Source organism: Microbulbifer maximicatervae (SeqCode) (assembly GCF_056231245.1).
The window spans coordinates 2,849,322-2,866,722 of record NZ_CP174334.1 but is presented as its reverse complement, the minus strand read 5'-3'; the positions used below and the strand labels follow the sequence as shown (position 1 = coordinate 2,866,722).

Here is a 17,401-nt window from a genome sequence, read left to right as displayed (position 1 = left end):
TCAATAAAGAGTGAGCTATGCAGCTATTTGTTGAGAATACATATGGAATTGTTTACCTGGCTCGAAGAGGGGGCGGTTTTAGCTCCGGATACTCACTGCCAACTAGTGCTGAGCAAACCCTGGAAATGTTCAGTGTTTCAGCTCTTCAAGAAATTTACGATTACTTCCTGGGTATGGGAGGGAGTTGTTCAGATCCTCTTCAACCAGGCAAGCAGCCTGATAGGTGGGGTGATTTATCAGCCTCATTCCATTTAGATGTTCCTTCAAGCTACTCCTGGGTTGAGAGAGCTATTTATAAGGAGTTAGTTCAAAACCGCTTGGTAATCGAAGAGGCTCCATTTGCTGATGCGGTGCTAGCCGACAAGCAGTCCCAATTGATTCCTAAAGTCGATACAGGCCTTCAGTATATTGTTGACCTAGGGCGAGTTAATTCAAGGTTATCGAACAATGAATCTACTGATCAGAGTGACTTTACCGGAGGGCTAGCAATATGGCGTAAAGATTTATCTGAAGTAGAGACTTTGGTGAGTTCTATTCGCCCTTTGATGGCGCAGGGGTGCACCGCTAAGAACTATCTGCTGTATGAAAAGAGCATTGAAAAGCAAGATGAAAAATCTATACCGACTTCTAGCAGATCCCTAGTAGATGCGCTTGGTTTCGATGCCAATAAAGTTACCCAGCAGCACTTAGAGTTAGCCTTTGAAGTAGCTGAAACTTTATACCAGGATGCGAGGATACGTGAAACAAGTTTACGTTTCTTCCGCGATTACTTAAAAGCTCTATACGCATCCGAGGTTGCCCTACCAGAAAATGGCCTTTTTGAGATTATCTTAACATTCGCCATGGTGGCATCCGTGAGCGATTCCAACGCTGTCGAGATTTCCAAAGATAATGCAGGCTTACTGAGGTCTCTTCAGGGCGTTAGTAACCTAATGCTGGAATTTGCCAAAATCAAAAAGCGTCGCAATGTATTTTTCCATAAACGCGCAGGAAATGCTGAGGGTAATAAGGCGAGCTTCTCTGATCTGAGTTCTTCTGAAGTTGTAGTACCATCTTCCTCCGGCGGGCAAACATCAAGTACAGGAGCGTCGCAAAGCGGTAAAGGAACAGTCAACGATAATTCTGAAGCGGGTTCTGAAAGCAGCCAGGGTTCGCAGAGTTCTCAGAATACAATCTCTGACCAGCCTGATAAAGCTGGGACCATAACCGGCACAAACCATACTGGGAAGGAAGTTCCTAATAATAGTTGTGCTATTGAAGGCGGTGATCCCATAAACTTAAAAACCGGGGAAGAGCGTTTGACCTTAGTTGATACGCTATTAGACGGACCACTCCCCCTTGTTTTTGAGCGCACTTACCGCAGTAGTAATCCCAAAGATTTCGGTTTGGGTCATGGTTGGACTCACACCCTGGGAGAGAGACTAATACCGGCGACCAATAAAAGCGTACAGTTTATGGACGCTGAGGGTCGGATAATTAGTTTTCCCTCTCCGGGGGATAGTGACCGCAGCCACAATGTTGTTGAGCAATTAACACTTACTCGTGTCGCCGGCGATCATTGGATTATTACCCCTTACGGGGCTCCCAATGGCGTGCAAAAACACTTTAAGGCAACCGGTGTAACAGGAGGACTTAAGCTTGCGGAAATACGTGATGGTTATGGCAATTACTACCTGTTTCACTATATCGGTGAACGTTTAATATGCATTGAGAGCAGCCTCGGTGAAGCCCTGCATATCAGCCCTCCGCAAGGGCAGCCGAACAGCCTGCGTATCGGTGAGCTTAAGAAGGAAACTCGCGACGGCCACATTAAATTACTCGCAAGCTATGAGTACAGCGATGTTGGCGACCTGGTTAAAGCCACCGACGCCGATGGTTACAGTGAACAGTACCAATACCATCACCATGTAATTAAGCAGCGCACCTTAAAAACTGGCTACCGTTTCCATTTTGAGTGGGATGTCGAAGGCCCCTCCGCCCGCTGTGTGAGACAGTGGGGTGACTCAATCGATGGTCAGGCGACTTACAATTACCAGTTTGACTGGGACGATGATGGTAAGGGCGTTACTGTTACTGATACCCGTGGTGGCAAAGAGCGCTACCGCTTTAACGACCGGGCCCTGCCGATCTATCACCGCGATCCCGAAGGTGCAGAGACTCTCTACAGCTACAACAACCTGGGGCAGGTTACTCGGGTAGAACTGCCCAGCGACGATGGCAGCCTTCGTGAGGAAATTTACCAGTACGATGACCAGGGCCGCCTGATACAAAAGAGCGATGCCGCCGGCAATAACCATCGTATCGAATACAATGCTGAAGGCCTGCCCGCAAAAGTTACCGACCCCGCTGGTAATAACTGGCAAAGGGAGTACAACGAAAATGGCCAGATCGTGGCCAGCAAAGATCCCCTCGGTAACAAGACCCAATACGGCTATAACCCTGTTGGTTTGATCGGCAGTGTTACCGATCCTCTCGGCAATACCACGCGTTATCTGTGGAACCCCGAAGGCAAGCTCGCCGCAGTAAAAGACCCTATGGGCCGTGCCCAGCACTACCGGTACGACAGTGCTCGCCGACTGGAAGAAGTGCAACACGCCCCCGGCCAGCTGACCCGCTATGAATACGACGCTCAGGATCGTATCCATGCGGTGACCACTCCAGACGGTGCCCGCACACAGTACAGCTACAACCCCCATGGATTACTTACCGAAGTCATTGACTCTGAAGGCCGCAGTACCTGCTATGCCTACGATGGCCTCAGCCAGGTAAAGACCCGCACCAACCCGGATGGCAGCTGCCTGGAATATCACTATGACGGCGAGCGTAACCTAATCGGGCTCACCAATGAAAACGGCGAGCGCTACCAGCTAAAATACGATTTCAACGAACGCCTGATTGAAGAAGTAGGCTTCGACGGCCGCGTTACCCGCTATGCCTACAACCGTGCCGGCCACTTGGTAAGCTCCAGAGCCGTGACCGATACGGACAGCGGTAAAGGTATCGATACTATCTTCGAGCGCGATCCCTTTGGCCGCTTGTTGGAAGAGGTCACCCCGGACGGCAATACCAATTTCCGCTACAATCGCAGTGGGCAATTGATAGAGGCGGAAAATGCCCACCGCAAATTGCGTTGGGAATACGATGCCAATGGCCGAGTTACCGGCGACTGGCAGGGCAAAGAAAAGCTTAGCCACCGATACGATGCAGCAGGTAATCGTATTGCCACGACCTTGCCCGATGGAGAAGTACTTAAGTTTACTTTTAACCCTGCCGGACAATTCCAAAGCCTGCACCGTCGCCCTTTAGGTAGTGATACTGATGAGTTAATCACCCGTGTCAGCCATGATGAACAAGGTAGGGAAGGCCTTCGTCAACACGGCAATGGGCTGGAAAGCCAGAGAGACTACGATCCCCAAGGCCGCCTGCAGAAACTCAGACTGGGCAAAACAAGTAATTTAAATCAGAAACCAGTGTCCGATCCCACTTCAGACACAAACCCAGTCCTTGAGCGTGGCTACCAGTACAACAAAGCTGGTCAGATAGCCAAAATTGAAGACAGCCTGCGCGGTAATCACAGCTACCACTACGATGCCCTGGACCGCCTTACCCAGGTAGAGGGCCCCAACCCAGAGTATTTTGTACACGACCCTGCGCACAATATCCTTGCCGCTGCCAACTCAAAAGACGAAGCCAAACAGCAAGCCAGCGCTACCCAGGTAAAAGGCAATCGTCTCGCTTTTCGCGGTGATACTCACTATCGCTACGATATTCATGGTAATCGGATTGCTGAACTGCGTGGTAAAGGACAAAAACTGCAGACGCGTTATCACTACAACAGTCGCCAGCAGCTGGTGCGTGTAGAGAAACTAAAGGTGGAAGAGGGTGTAGAACACCTTCAACAAGATATCCACTACCAGTACGACCCGCTGGGTCGCCGTATTAGTAAGGCTGTAAACAAAGAGAAAAATGATTTCCTTTGGGATGGCGACACTCTTCTAAAGGAAACTAATACCGATAATCAAACCAAACAGGACCTCAGCGCCCGTACCTACTACTTCGAACCGGGCACCTTTAAACCGGTTGCTCTAAAAGAAAGTAATCTAGATAAAGAAGAGGTCTACTACTATCACCTGGACCACCTTGGTACCCCAGATACCCTTACCAACCATGCTGGTGAAATGGTATGGAGTGTTACTTACAAGAGCTATGGCAATATCGCCTTAGCCTATGAAAATCAGATAGAGCAGCCGATCCGTTTCCAGGGGCAGTATTTTGATGAAGAAACTGGGCTGCATTACAACCGGTTTAGGTACTATGATCCGGGTGTTGGGGAGTTTACCCAGCAGGATCCGGTGGGGCTTTTGGGGGGAGTCAATAACTATCAGTACGTACCAAATCCAGTAACGTGGGTTGACCCATTTGGGCTTGACTGTAAGGAAATAAATATTGATACAGGTAGTGCAATAGCATTTATTTCTGAAGGGTCGTCCCAGAGGGGTTATCTTAAGTCAATTGTAAAAGATAAAAAAATGATAATGACTAAAATGGCCAAGGCCGAATTTGAGAATATAGTCTCTGGCGTGGCTGGAGAAAAAGAAAAAGCTAGAGCTAAGCGATTTCTTGAAAAAGTCAAAGTAGTAGAGGATGATCCATCTGAAAGAGCGAAAAAATTGATCCCTAGTAAAAAGGTTGGTGAAAATGATATTGTTATCTTTGGAACGGGAGATAAAAGGAGGGCCATTACATTGACGGCAGATAAGAAGTTTCTAAGTGGAGCCTCTTATCAAAAGGTTGATTTTGATGCAATTGTTCATGATCCAGTACCACTTAAGGGGGATTGAGTGAGTATACCTCAGCATTTGGTTACTACCGTTCGGCTAATTCAGTGCGCCTTTCCTAAAGGTATAGACGAAGTTTCTTATTTGATTTTAATCAAAATTTTGAGTGAAGAAATGTCAGATAGAAATCTTGCAGATTGTATTTCTTATTGTTCGGAAAAAAATCTATCAGAAGTGATGAATGATGTGTATAAGGCGCGGTGCGCAGATTATTCTCATCAAGATATAAGTAAAGTGTTACATAAGTTGGAGGGTTGCGGATATAATGAATGGCTAGAAGAAGAGTGAAAGAGTTGATTGTAATTAATGCAAGAGTCCAGGTGTTTGCGTCAGTTAAGTAGTATTATAATCTAGCATTTATAGAGAGTGTTTAAAACTCTCATATTTATCTCAAAAACTATCATTGAGACATGAATCTTTTACATTCAATTATCGATGTCTGAATTTGTCGACTTTATGTCATTCGTGATCAAATTCACTAGCTTACACTTCCAGCTGTATCCCCAATAGATACCTTGATTATATGTTTGCGCTTAACGTGTGATATCCAATAAACGCTAAAGCATATATCTCTACTTGCCTAAAATAAAAAGGAAATAGCCATGCGGTCCTTAATCTGGGCTGGCCTATGTTCGCTACTGTTTAGCAATATGGTCTGGGCCCACTCCACATCTAAAGATGCCTTTCATATTGGAATATTATTGTACGATGGTGCACAAACTATTGATTATGCCGGGCCCTATGAAGTTTTTGGGCAAGCCAATTATCGTTTAACAACGGTTTCGGAAGATGGTGGAACCATTACTTCAGCCATGGGGCTTAAAGTGGCTCCAGATACCAGCTTCGATCAGGACAATCAATTTGATGCTGTAATTATCCCTGGGGGCAGTATTAATGAAGCAATGGAGAGTCCGGAAGTATTACAGTGGATTAAAGAGCAGTCCAAACAGGCTCAGTACGTTCTATCGGTATGTAACGGTGCCTTTATCCTGGCAAATACTGGGCTTCTGGATGGTAAGAAAGCAACCACCATTCGCGGAGCATTTGGTTCTTTCGAGAAGAACTTCTCAGATGTTGAATTGGTAAAGAATAAAAAGTTTGTTGATAACGGCAAGTTTATTACTACAGCTGGCCTTTCATCTGGTATAGACGGCGCTTTATATCTGGTAAGTAAGGTTGATACGATTGAAAAAGCCAAAAGTGTTGCAGCGAAGATTGAGTACCTGTGGGTGCCAGAGGGGGGCTATATCCGGGGGATGATGGCGGATAAAATCATGCCAAACCTTGGTGACTTGCCTGAGTCAATTCAGTTTGTTTCTAAGGAGTATAGCTATGGTAGCCTGGAAGAATGGTACACTGCGTTTCAGCTTTCCGGTAATGTGGAAACTGTAAAAGCCTGGTTAAGTGAGCAAATGAAAGAAAATCCTGAGTGGAGTAAGGGGCAGGGTAAGTCTATTGACAATAAATGGGTGTATCAGTTTTCTGATGATCGTACTGTATTGCAAGTTGACTTTGTTGCTCCCTCTGATATCAATCCTTGGGTACTTAAGTTAAGCATATTAGATCAAGCGTCATAATTTGGTAGCTTTCATTAAAGGTGTGCGGGTTTTGTACTCAATTCCCACTTTAAGGTTTGTTTTGTGCAGTTGTAGCGCGGGCGATATCTGGTTGTCGTGTGCTAGGCGAAATCTATAAAGGTAAAGGTGGAGACGATAAAACCTAGAATATAGGAAAAGTATTTGCTTTCTGGTCTTCAGATTGAACATACCGTTTGCACCGCCACATCGTCATTTTTGAATTACATTGGGAAGGTTCTTCATTCCGGCGATAGCATATTTGATAGGGCTTGGAAATTGACCAGCCTCTCTTAATGTTATTAAATGTTTGAAAATTTGTGAACGACGGGTTTTTTCCGCCGGTAACTTGAATTTGACAAATTCTGTCCCAGTTTTCTAGTTGTATACTTACAGAAGACGCCATTGAAGCTATTGATAGCGAGGACAAAATTAAAAAAATACTCACAGCTCTCACAGTAAGCCATCCCGTCTGGTGACCTAATATTCGGATTTGCTACCCCAAGATTATATGGTTACGTGAAGCCCGTAACGAATTTCGAGAAGGCATCGGTGGCGGATTAATTAGAAGTGTTTGTTACTTTTTTGTGAGGCGCGACTGTTAGGTCAAATTATGTTGATAGCGGTTGTTCACTATGGGGTTTTAGTCTGAGCTTGGAGTTAGGGATTTTGTGCGGCCTCTATATCCGTCTACCTGATGAAAAGTAAAATAGATGCGAGCCGAGGCTCGCATTCTTAATGCTACCTGAAATTTAAATACTGCTTACTTCGATAGAGGATATGTTGTTTTTATCTTGTGCCTTTTGAGTTTTCTCGGTGTCAATTTGGTGGGGCAAAAAAGTTAAAAATTCATCCTCAATCGCTGAATCAAGGAGTATCTTACAGTCCTCTTCATAGTTATTTAACAGGCGCCATGGATAGCGCTTACCTTGCCTGGGAAGTTCTCCATTTGCCCGTTTTACATAGCCAGAGTCCAGGCTGCTCATTACCGAACCTTGTTCAGAACTGCCTTCGCTATCTATCGCTGTACACACTTGAAAGTTATTTGTTTCCATATACTTGAATAATCGGCAAATATAGCGAGCGGTAATGTCTGCTTTAAGAGTCCAGGGAGCGTTGGTATAGCCGAATACCCATGAGATGTTAGGAACCCCCTCCATTAGCACTGCTTTGTAAGTCAGCTTTTGATTGACTGCTACCGGTGCACCATCAATACAGAGCTTGATACCTCCTAGCACTTGTAACTTTAATCCGGTCGCACTGATAACAATGTCTGCGTCTAATTGTTGCCCTGACGTAAGCAGGATACCCTTATCTGAGAAAGTTTCTATTTCACCGGTGGCAACAGAAGCTTTTCCTGAGCAGATTGAGGAGAACAGATCTCCATCGGGTACAACGCAGAGACGTTGATCCCAGGGGTTGTAACTGGGATCGAAGTGACTGAGATCGTAATTAGCTGGAAGGCTTTTTCTTACATCTTTTAATAGTAACTTTCTAATAAAGTTAGGCCAGCGCTTAGCAGCTTTAAAAATCCAGCGCTGTAACTTGATATTGCGCCAGCGTCCTAGCCTGTGGACCCAGGGTGCTGGCAGAAATTTTGATAGTACACGAGAGATTTTATCGATAGATGGAACTGAAATGATATAGCTTGGGGAGCGTTGCAACATGGTGACATGTTGGGCGGTGGTTGCGAGCGAAGGGACCAGGGTAACAGCGGTAGCGCCGCTGCCGATTACGATAATACGCTTGCTGCGGTAGTCCAGATTTTCTGGCCAATGTTGGGGATGAATCAGTTTTCCTTGATAGTTTTCTATACCTGGATATTGCGGCAAGTAGCCCTCTTTATGGTCGTAATACCCAGTACAGGCAATCAGAAAACTACAGGTATATCTCACTGGGCTGCCAGATTCGGTGTTGTGACCTTCCAGAGTCCAAGCTCGGTCTGTATTGGACCAGTTCGCCGTAGTTAAATTTATTCCAAAGTGAATTCTCTTTTTAACGTCGTATTGCTTTGCGGTGGTTTCAATATATTTTTGGATAGATGGGCCATCCGCGAGTATTTTCTCGCCGGACCAGGGCTGGAAGTCATAGCCGAAGCTGTACATATCGGAATCAGATCGAATGCCCGGGTATTTAAAGAGGTCCCAGGTGCCGCCGACTTGTGCCCGACGCTCGATAATGGCGAAGCTGCGCCTGGGGCATTCGCGACTCAAATGACAAGCCATTCCTACCCCTGAGAGTCCCGCGCCGATAATTAATACATCGAAATGAGTCGATTTCACAATCCCTATCCCTGCAAATTTCTATGCCTTATAGACTGGGTAGATGTGCCCGTGATTTATTGTTAGATTGCGACAAATAATTGTCTTTCCGCGCCACAAAGATGGGGAGCAAGTTATGGGTAGCCTTGTACGAGTCAGTATTCTTTCCGGTTTCAGTGAATTCGTGGAGCAGCTTGGGGGCAGGGGGGAAGCCTTCTTGGCCGAGTTCGGTATGCCTTGTGATATCAGCCCGGCGGATTCCCGCTTGGTATCATTTGTTGAGGTCGCGCGCCTGCTGGAAACTGCAGCACGCCGGTTAGATCGCCCCGATTTGGGGCTGTGCCTCGCATCGCGACAAGGGGTGGAAGGCTTGGGTGGGATAGGTGTAGTTGCATGCAATGCGGCCACTCCCCGGCAAGCCTTGCTATCCGTTAGGCGCTTTCTTTCTCTTCATAGTTCATCCCTCAGTATGCAACTGGAACCATTAAGTGAGGGAGATGTACTACGTATTGTTTTTGATTGGCAGGACCCAGCTCTCAATAGCTATCGCCAGATCCGAGAGCAGGTGCTGGGAAATACGCTGACGATGATACGGATGTTGGTAGAGACTGAGTGTTGCCCGCAAAACGTACTGCTGCCTCATGGTCCTCAAATGGTAGAGGGTGACTACTGCAATTACTTTGGGTGTGGGGTTCTGTTTAGCTCGGGCTATTGTGCGATGGACTTCCCAGCTGCATTTCTGGATACACCACTGAAGTCTGCCGATCCAGTGGTTGAGCGATTGGCCATTCACCATTTGGAGCAGCAGAGTGCGACGCTGCCCGTTCCTCTAACTGTAGAAATTCGACAATTACTCAGTGAAATACTGCCCAGCGGCAGATCTCAGCTCGGCACTGTGGCAGGGGCGCTGAAGCTCCACCCCAGAACTTTACAGCGCCGCCTGGCTGCGGAAGGGCTTAGGTTCGAAGAACTATTGGATAACGTGCGGCGGGATCTGGCGACTCGATACTTATCCGATCCGAATCTGGCCTTGGGGCAGATTACGGGTTTGTTGGGGTACTCCGAGCAGAGTACATTTCAGCGAGCTTGTCGACGTTGGTTTGCGGAGACTCCCCGGAATCACCGCATACGCCTTGCAGGCAGCGCAATTGTGGGGCGGCCAGAATCTCCGTGAAAGCCTGGAGGGGGCAGTTCTTTCAATATTCAGTAGGCTCCACCTCTCCAGGACGCCAGGTTTTCTCCAGCCATGGCCCCAAGGGTCCATACAGTCTCAGGATTACGAAAAAACCTTTGTTAGGTAAGGTCTCCAGCCAGTTTTTCTCAAACCCTTTTGGCGCCTTGGGTCCAAAATAAACGTCATAAGAACCATCGGAATTTTGTCTTATCCCTTTCGACTGGCTGCTTACTGCGGGAAAGGGTTGGCTGGTTTTTAACATTGAGCGCGTTTGGCTGTCGTAGATATTTACTGCCCAAAAGGCATTGACCGGTACATCGGGGGGCAGGTGCAATTTGTATTTTCTAGAGCCATCAAAAGGCTCTTTGTTTTCATCGACAAAGGCAATGGCGTAATCAGAACCTTTGCCAGGTTCAATAGCAGTCATTGCTGGGCTGACACCGGTATAGGGGTAGAAGTAGCTGACTCGGGCGTCACTATTAATGGTTTTGCCATCGGGGCCATTGAAGAAGATGTTCTTGCCGGGAAACGCCATTACCCAGGCGCTATCTGTGCCTGGGTAGATTTTGATATCGGAGAGGGATTTGTCTGTCCGTGGGTACCAAACAATTGAGCGGGCTATACCATTACCAATTGCAACTGCGTCCGTAAGAATTTTGGTCATTCTTTTATCTGGACTGAAGGCTTTCCCTTTTTCAATGCCAATTGAGGCAAAGAGGCCGCGCGTTTCTGGGTTAAGCATCCCAACCCACTCGTATTGAACGACTTCATTAAGGTGCTTATAGAATTGATAGTCATTAGGGTGGATGGTGTTGAAGGCCTTTCCAGACGCACTGATAAAGACCATCCTTGGCGGGTTACCTTTTTGAGCCAGGGGGTAGATTCTCAAGTTGTCTTTGATGTTTTGTACGGCCTCCGGCAAAGGCTGGTGACTTGGCGAGCGCATAAACACCCACAGTCGGAAGGAGCGAGGGTAGATGGGAATGTAGCCGAAGGGAATATTGCCTTTATAGTCTGGTGGCAGTAACAGAAACTTTCCCCCGCGCCCCTTATCCGGGCCAGAGGAGCCGATATCTTCAACAAAGCGGAACCACGCATCATTAAACGCGCCCATAACGTCGGGCGGCGAGTGAAACACAGTTGGTCCGTCTCGTTTTAGATCTAAAAAAGCCAGCGTATAGATAGTCGAAGTATTGCCTGTGAGAAAAAGAGACTCAGAGTTCATTAATCGATCGAAAATCAAGACTTCATTGGCAGACTTAGCGCCAAGCTCTCTTCCCCCTTTCATCAGAGCATGTACTGATGCTCCCTGAATTCCTTTGAGGAAACTATCTACCGCACGCATATGATCCAAATAGTCGTAGAGCTTTTCTGCGGTCTGGGGGTAGGGAGCGCCATCGCGGAATTCGAGGGTGCCAATACTACTGTCCACCTTATCTGGAGTACTGATTGATTTCAGAGTCTCTGGATGTAAATCGGCGCAAAGCGGCAGAGAGCTGGTTAACAGAAGAAAAACTCCGACAGACCCAAATGCGTACTGAAGTAATCGAATCAAAATAGCTACCTCTATATGCAAGGCGTGCGTGATACGTAAGTGTGTGGTATTGCTTCCTCTATTGGGGTTATTTCGTGCCAATTTTTTGTGTTAACTGCCGGATTATAAAGATGGCTATCCCCAGGCGTAACTTGGGTATCTTTAGCGATAAGTTTGGCTTAATTTTGATCTGGTGAGGCCGGTGATTCAAAAGGTCAATTTTATTGTAATTATTGGTCTGTAGTATTTAGGCTGGCGCCCATGTTTTGTCTGGCAGACCCGGATTTAAAGGTTTACTTGAAGTCAGTAATTTCACGCCGCTACTGATTTGGTCTCTGTAATCGAAATTATTACATTAACTTGCATTCAAATATTTATCTGGCTTTCAGCGCCGGTAGCCGATCACTTGTAAAAGAAATCTCTCAAGGTTTCATGGTTCTCAAAAACCACCTTCAGAAATAAGTTTGAGTAATTTTTAATATTTGCCCATCCTATTTTGTGACCATTCGGCCCAAATTTTTTGGGCTTTATAGGGTTTTACTACCAAAAAAATTATTTTCTTTTTTTTGGTCATTTGATGGAATTAAATCCTGAATAAATTGGTTTTTCATTGCCTATTTTTTTACTTGGTAGTGGTGCGAGATCGGAAAAAGGGTTTATTAACTTCTTGATTTATTTGTCTTTTGGAATGTTTGTAATGTTTAGTCAGATCGAATAATTTCTAACAGGATGAAACTTTTCATGGATTGATAAAGAGGTTGTCATAAGCTTTACAGAAAATGCTTGTCATTATTGGGTCATCCGATTTATAAAATGATCGTCCCATGTAGCCGGTTTGAATAGTTTTTTTTAGGCTTATTCGGACTAGATCAAAAATCTTAGAATAATAAATGGACTAAAAATGTTTTCTCTTGCCAGCCTGTTCGAGAAAGTTGTGGAAAAATGTTGGCAAGGTCGTCTGGAAAATCTGGATGGCGAGGTTTTGACCGCGGCTCACTGTGAGAATGCGTGGCTCTCACTTACAAATGAAGAAGTTTGTTTCAGTGCTGGCGACCGCATTTTAGTGTGTACTCAGTCTGAAATAGAGGCGGTCGCCATTATGTTGGCGGCGTGGAAGATGGGGTTGGTGGTTGTACCTGCAAAGGGGGATCTGAGCCATTCTTCAATTAAAATGATCGCTTCAGACTGTAATGCCAAGGCGATATGGCGTGCTGGAAAAATTCAGGCCTTGCCCGATTATCAGCAGGAATGCTCAGAGTTTGAAGTGTCTTCTATTCCAGTGGTCACAGGCGTAGATCTGGCTCTGGTGATCTATACCTCAGGAAGTACTGGTAAGCCAAAAGGCATTATGCTTACCCATCAAAATGTTCTGACCTCCTTGGCCTCAATATCCCAATATTTGGGCCTGACAGCACAGGACAGAATTTTGTGCTTATCCCCTTTATCATTTGACTACGGTCTTTATCAGGTACTATTTGCGCTATATAGCAACTGTACAACCATCCTCTACGACAAACCATTTAATCCCATACAAGCCCTTAAAACGATTTCAGAGAGGGATATATCTGTTCTTCCGATCGTGCCAGCAATGGGGGCTGCCCTGGTGAAACTGGTGGGTTTGGTTAAACCTGATCTCAGCAATCTGCGCAGTATCACCAATACTGGGGGCCATTTATCTGAGTACATGATTCGCGCCTGGAAGGAGTACTGCCCAAATCTAAATGTTTTCTCTATGTATGGTTTGACTGAGTGCAAGCGAGCCTTGTACTTGGAGCCAGAGCTTTGGGAAGAAAAGATGGGTTCAGTTGGCAAGCCGATCCCTGGCCTGGATGCACGTGTATTTATACCTCACTCAGAGGTCAGTAAATTTAGAGAAGCAAAAGCTGATGAGGTAGGTGAGCTTTATGTTCGTGGGACGGCAGTGATGCAAGGCTACTATAACCCCGCCGCTCAAGGTGGTGCAGAAATCTTTTCGGGCAGATATCGGGACGACAACTGGTTGGCGACGGGAGACCTTTTTACCCGTGATCAGGATGGCTTTTTCTATTTTAAAGGGCGTTCAAAAGACTTAATAAAACAAGGTGGATTTTGCCTGTTTCCAAAGGACTTGGAAAATCATATTGATATGTGCCCATTGGTGCATATCAATGCAGTCATCGGCACTAAAGATAAGCTCGAGAATGAAGTGGCTACTTGTGTTGTGGAGCTTCATGAGAATACCGTTGACAATCAGAAGCAGTTTCGCACTTGGCTGAAAGCGAACATAGATACTGACTACATGCCGAGAGATATCAGGTTTGTTGATGGAATTCAATTAACCGCTAATAGCAAGGTCGATAGGAAGCGCTTAGAACAGGATTTACAAGTCCATGCCTAATGATCTGAGTATATTTAGGTGGGATCCCGCCTAAGACATAAAACGCTAACTTAATAAAAATATAAACGATACGTTTAACCCTTGGGGGAGTTATGGGTGCACTGTCAGATGCGCTGGTTCAACAGTTGGGCCAAAATAAGAAACAGCTATCTACACCTTGTTATATCTATTCCGTTAAAACTGCTCACGATAACTACAAGCAGCTGAAGGAAGCTCTGGGCACGGGATTGATATACTCTCTAAAAGCCAATAGTTGTCTTGATTTAATACTTCGTTGTGGGCACATCTTTGAAGACGGTATTGAGATTGCATCTATAGGCGAACTAAATCTACTTCCCAAAGGGAATAGTCCCCGATTTGTCAATAACCCATCGGCAGATAAGGCCTTTATACGCGCTGCCATTGCGAGTAAGTGCCATTTAATTATCGACAACCTGAATCAATTAGCTTTGGTTGAGGAGTTGAAGGCAAGGCGGCCAGTAAACCCTGTCGTTTTAAGGCTTAACCCCTCAATCTTGAGTCACTTTGATAGGAGTCAAAAGGGATTAAGAAAAGATCATTTTGGTTTCGACTGGAATGGCTGCCTTGAGGCTTTGGATTTTTGCAAGAAACATGAGATTCCAGTTTTAGGTTTTCATTTGTTCAGGGGCTCATACTCCTTTAATAAAGGTGCTTTCGATACTGCCAAAGTGGCTTTACAAGTTGTTTATAAGTTTGAGGAAATACTGGGATACCCTCTGTCATTAGCCAATCTAGGTGGTGGGTTTGACCCCAATTGGCGGGAGCAGGAGTTTGATTTTGAGCAATATAGAAATTTGATTGCTGAATTTCCAGATCATATCAAGGTAGTTCACGAGAGTGGTCGAGCAGTTATGGGCTCAGCCGGTTATTTCGTCACGGAAGTTCGCTATAAAAAGTCCATTAACGGTGACAAGTACGCCGTATGTGATGGGGGAATGGCCCAAAATTTTCTGTTGGCGAAAACGGAAAGTACCTTTAAACGATTCCAGCAACCTCATGTTTTGCGTAATGGGACTCCTCTAAAAGGGAATGATGAGGGGCAGAAAGTCCTTTTAGTGGGCACTTCTTGCAATAAGGAAGATGTGATTGGGGAAGTCAACAATATTGACCTTCGAGAAGGGGACTTAGTCATATTTGATGGATGTGGTGCCTATAACGCAAGTTATACCGTAGCACCTTTCCTCAAGTTGCCGGCTCCGAACTCTTATCTGGTGGAGTAGATCATGGAAATGCAATCGGTTGTAGGCGGTTTTGTTCTCAATCAATTATCCAGTATTTCACCAGTGCCCAGCACATTGAAATCGCTGTTAGAAAATTCTTGTGCTCGGCTATTCGATGCATCAATGATTATCGAAGATCCTTTGACAGAGCTTGCACCACTTAGGGACGCTTCGGTTCAGCAGCCATTAGAGCAGTTTGAGCAGACCTTTGTTATTGATCAAATTATTGACACTGTCCGGGATGAAGGACTGGATAATCACTTTCACAATATGATCGGGCTATTTGGCTCGATTATGTTGAGCCTGACTGCTACAGATGATCAGCTTGCCCAGGTCAATAAATGGGTGGAGCAGGGGATTTTCGGCCACTTCCTTATGACAGACCCCGGCGGCCCGAGCCTTATGGGTTGGAAGACAGAGCTGGTTGAAACTGATAGCGACATGCTACTGAATGTCGACAAGATCCACGGCATTGAGGCACATAAGCTTGGCTTTGCCATGGTAGTTACCAAGCAACCGGGAAGGCCTTTTCCCCTGACAGTGATGTTGCCGCCAGAACTCTGTAACCAACTACGGCAGAGTACTGTAGGAGAGCCGTTTTTAAATGGTACCTTACAGCTGGGAAATTGTAAGGGTAAAGTATCAATTACCAAAGATATGTTGTTGAGCAAAGGTGGGTTGGGTAGCGTCAATCGATTTTTAACACTGGTTCGCCCGCGCTTTGTTAAATCACTAATGCACTTTGTGCTTTGGCTACATGACTGTAAAGAAGCTCATTTAACCAGCGAAGATCAGGCTCATATAGAGTATCTAATTTATTTGTGTAATCAGCAGGTAGCTGCAACCACTTTCTCTATGCACAGCGTAAACCGTGTACTGGCAACGAAATTTACCAGCAATGAGCTTTTGCTGAACCTGGTCTTGTCAGGAAAGATCAAATCTGTGAATCGACAGCGCGATCTGTTGGCTTTCACAAAAATGGAAGGCAGTTCATATCGGTGCTTTTTTGAGATATATAGCAAATTTAAGGGGCTGCGGGTATGAGCCTGTATTTACGATCTGCAGCTTTTATCCCTATAGAAGGTATCACTGTCTCATCCAGTAGTGATGTTTCAACTGCCTTTGGTGATATTGCCAGGATTATCCGAAGACAGACAGATAGTGTATTAGATGCCGCTCCAGAGATAAAAGATTCGAAAATAGATCGCCATTTTTTATGCTCTACCATGATTGAACTTCCTTTGAGTTCATCGGCGATTAGTGAGCAGGACTTCAATTACGGTGATAATGCAAGAGCGCCAATTACCAGCTTTGTTAATACCTATGAATGTGCATCTTGGGGTTATAGCCTTCGACATTACCTGAAACAAAATCCGGAATCGCGCTACTTAGTGGTAAGTATTCTTGACGCCAATGTTTTAGATCTAACGTTTTGGCGAGAAAATGAAAATTGGGGTGATAGTGGTTTTGGTCTCTGTACACTGTTGTTTGAAGTACGAAATCTTGACAGTATAAACCTTAATGCATCCTGCACGATTACTTATAATACAACTCCGGAATTTGCCACTGTCATCCGAAAAATGGCTGTTGGACGAGATGACCTGACTTTATCTTTACCATTCTTTCCAGAGAATATTCGCCAGATTTTCTCCAAATTGTTGTCGGCCAATCAAAAGTTACCAGACTTGCATGATCGATGGGGGCATTGTTTTGGTAGTGATCCCTGGCTGAATATTATTTGCCAAGGCGCTGAAAAAGGCTTTGACAAGCAAGAAAATTTTCTGGCTTGTTCGATTGCATTGAATGGCTATTATTGCACTGTAGAAGTTACCGTTGATGAACAAAGTCACTTCTATCTAATGGAGGCCGCGTGATGAAGACTGTTGAGCTATCAACGTGTCTCGAACGTAACCCCTATCCGGACACATTGAAATCCTGCTTAGCACAAATGCTGCCGTTGAGTACTGAGCAGGACTATCTTGCATTATCCAGCCTACCAGTTAATTCCAGTCCGGTGCTACTGAATCATTCGGAGCACTATCAATTACTGGTGGATATTCTGCGATACTTTGAAGATTCTGAACTGGATATAGACTTAATCTTGATAAAAATGCAGATGCCCGCTGGTGGGCGTATGCCAAGTGCTCTATTACAAGACACCGTTTTAATGCTTCATGACCTGGCTGGTGAAGAAGCGATATTGGTTAGAGAAGGAAAACGATATATAGCTATTGAAGATAGCTTGGTTCGCCACCCATTTGAAGCGGGAACAAACCAGCTGAAAATCAGGTTGGCAGTGGATATTGATTGCCATGATCTCTTAATTGAGGGGCTTTCTAAACTACTTATCGAGTGCGGTTTCGGTGATATAACAATAAACACCATGGACGGGACAGCATAAA

11 protein-coding genes are annotated in these 17,401 nt (G+C 45.4%); 9 read left to right on the top strand and 2 right to left on the bottom strand.

The genetic code is table 11. The features are described from left to right. Positions 1-17: 17 nt before the first annotated feature. From ACJJIS_RS12350 to ACJJIS_RS12340, 3 genes are all read left to right on the top strand, one after another. Positions 18-4,841: a DUF1308 domain-containing protein gene (locus ACJJIS_RS12350; RefSeq protein ID WP_475708239.1), complete on the top strand. Its 4,824-nt coding sequence runs from the start codon at positions 18-20 to the stop codon at positions 4,839-4,841. Further along, on the top strand, positions 4,842-5,126 hold the full coding sequence (locus ACJJIS_RS12345) for a hypothetical protein (RefSeq protein WP_475708238.1): 285 nt from the start codon (positions 4,842-4,844) through the stop codon (positions 5,124-5,126). It abuts the gene before it with no gap. Between the two features lie 314 nt (positions 5,127-5,440). Then, a complete protein-coding gene (locus ACJJIS_RS12340; protein WP_475708237.1) occupies positions 5,441-6,415 on the top strand; it encodes a DJ-1/PfpI family protein in 975 nt (324 codons plus the stop codon). 749 nt (positions 6,416-7,164) lie between these two features. Here ACJJIS_RS12340 and ACJJIS_RS12335 read toward each other — a convergent pair. Continuing rightward, positions 7,165-8,694: a flavin-containing monooxygenase gene (locus tag ACJJIS_RS12335; protein ID WP_475708236.1), complete on the bottom strand. Its 1,530-nt coding sequence runs from the start codon at positions 8,692-8,694 to the stop codon at positions 7,165-7,167. Between the two features lie 115 nt (positions 8,695-8,809). Between ACJJIS_RS12335 and ACJJIS_RS12330 the strand changes: the two genes are divergently transcribed. Next, positions 8,810-9,847, top strand: coding sequence for an AraC family transcriptional regulator (locus ACJJIS_RS12330; RefSeq protein ID WP_444912791.1), 1,038 nt, complete (start codon positions 8,810-8,812; stop codon positions 9,845-9,847). A gap of 22 nt (positions 9,848-9,869) precedes the next feature. Here the strand turns inward: ACJJIS_RS12330 and ACJJIS_RS12325 are convergent, their stop codons facing one another. Beyond that, on the bottom strand, positions 9,870-11,402 hold the full coding sequence (locus ACJJIS_RS12325) for a DUF1254 domain-containing protein (protein WP_475708235.1): 1,533 nt from the start codon (positions 11,400-11,402) through the stop codon (positions 9,870-9,872). Positions 11,403-12,282: 880 nt separating this feature from the next. Here ACJJIS_RS12325 and ACJJIS_RS12320 point away from each other — a divergent pair. From ACJJIS_RS12320 to ACJJIS_RS12300, 5 genes are all read left to right on the top strand, one after another. Further along, positions 12,283-13,758 (top strand): class I adenylate-forming enzyme family protein, encoded by a 1,476-nt coding sequence (locus ACJJIS_RS12320; protein ID WP_475708234.1) that lies wholly within the window; start codon positions 12,283-12,285, stop codon positions 13,756-13,758. Between the two features lie 92 nt (positions 13,759-13,850). After that, complete coding sequence (locus ACJJIS_RS12315; protein WP_475708233.1) at positions 13,851-14,999, top strand: type III PLP-dependent enzyme domain-containing protein; 1,149 nt, start codon at positions 13,851-13,853, stop codon at positions 14,997-14,999. Positions 15,000-15,002: 3 nt separating this feature from the next. Then, positions 15,003-16,043, top strand: a complete 1,041-nt coding sequence (locus ACJJIS_RS12310; RefSeq protein WP_475708232.1) for a hypothetical protein — start codon at positions 15,003-15,005, stop codon at positions 16,041-16,043. Next, positions 16,040-16,873, top strand: coding sequence for a hypothetical protein (locus ACJJIS_RS12305; protein WP_475708231.1), 834 nt, complete (start codon positions 16,040-16,042; stop codon positions 16,871-16,873). Before ACJJIS_RS12310 ends, ACJJIS_RS12305 begins: the two co-directional genes overlap by 4 nt. After that, positions 16,870-17,400 carry a hypothetical protein gene (locus ACJJIS_RS12300; RefSeq protein WP_475708230.1) on the top strand — a complete coding sequence of 177 codons (531 nt, stop codon included), beginning with the start codon at positions 16,870-16,872 and terminating at the stop codon, positions 17,398-17,400. Before ACJJIS_RS12305 ends, ACJJIS_RS12300 begins: the two co-directional genes overlap by 4 nt. The last annotated feature ends 1 nt before the right edge of the window (position 17,401 follow it).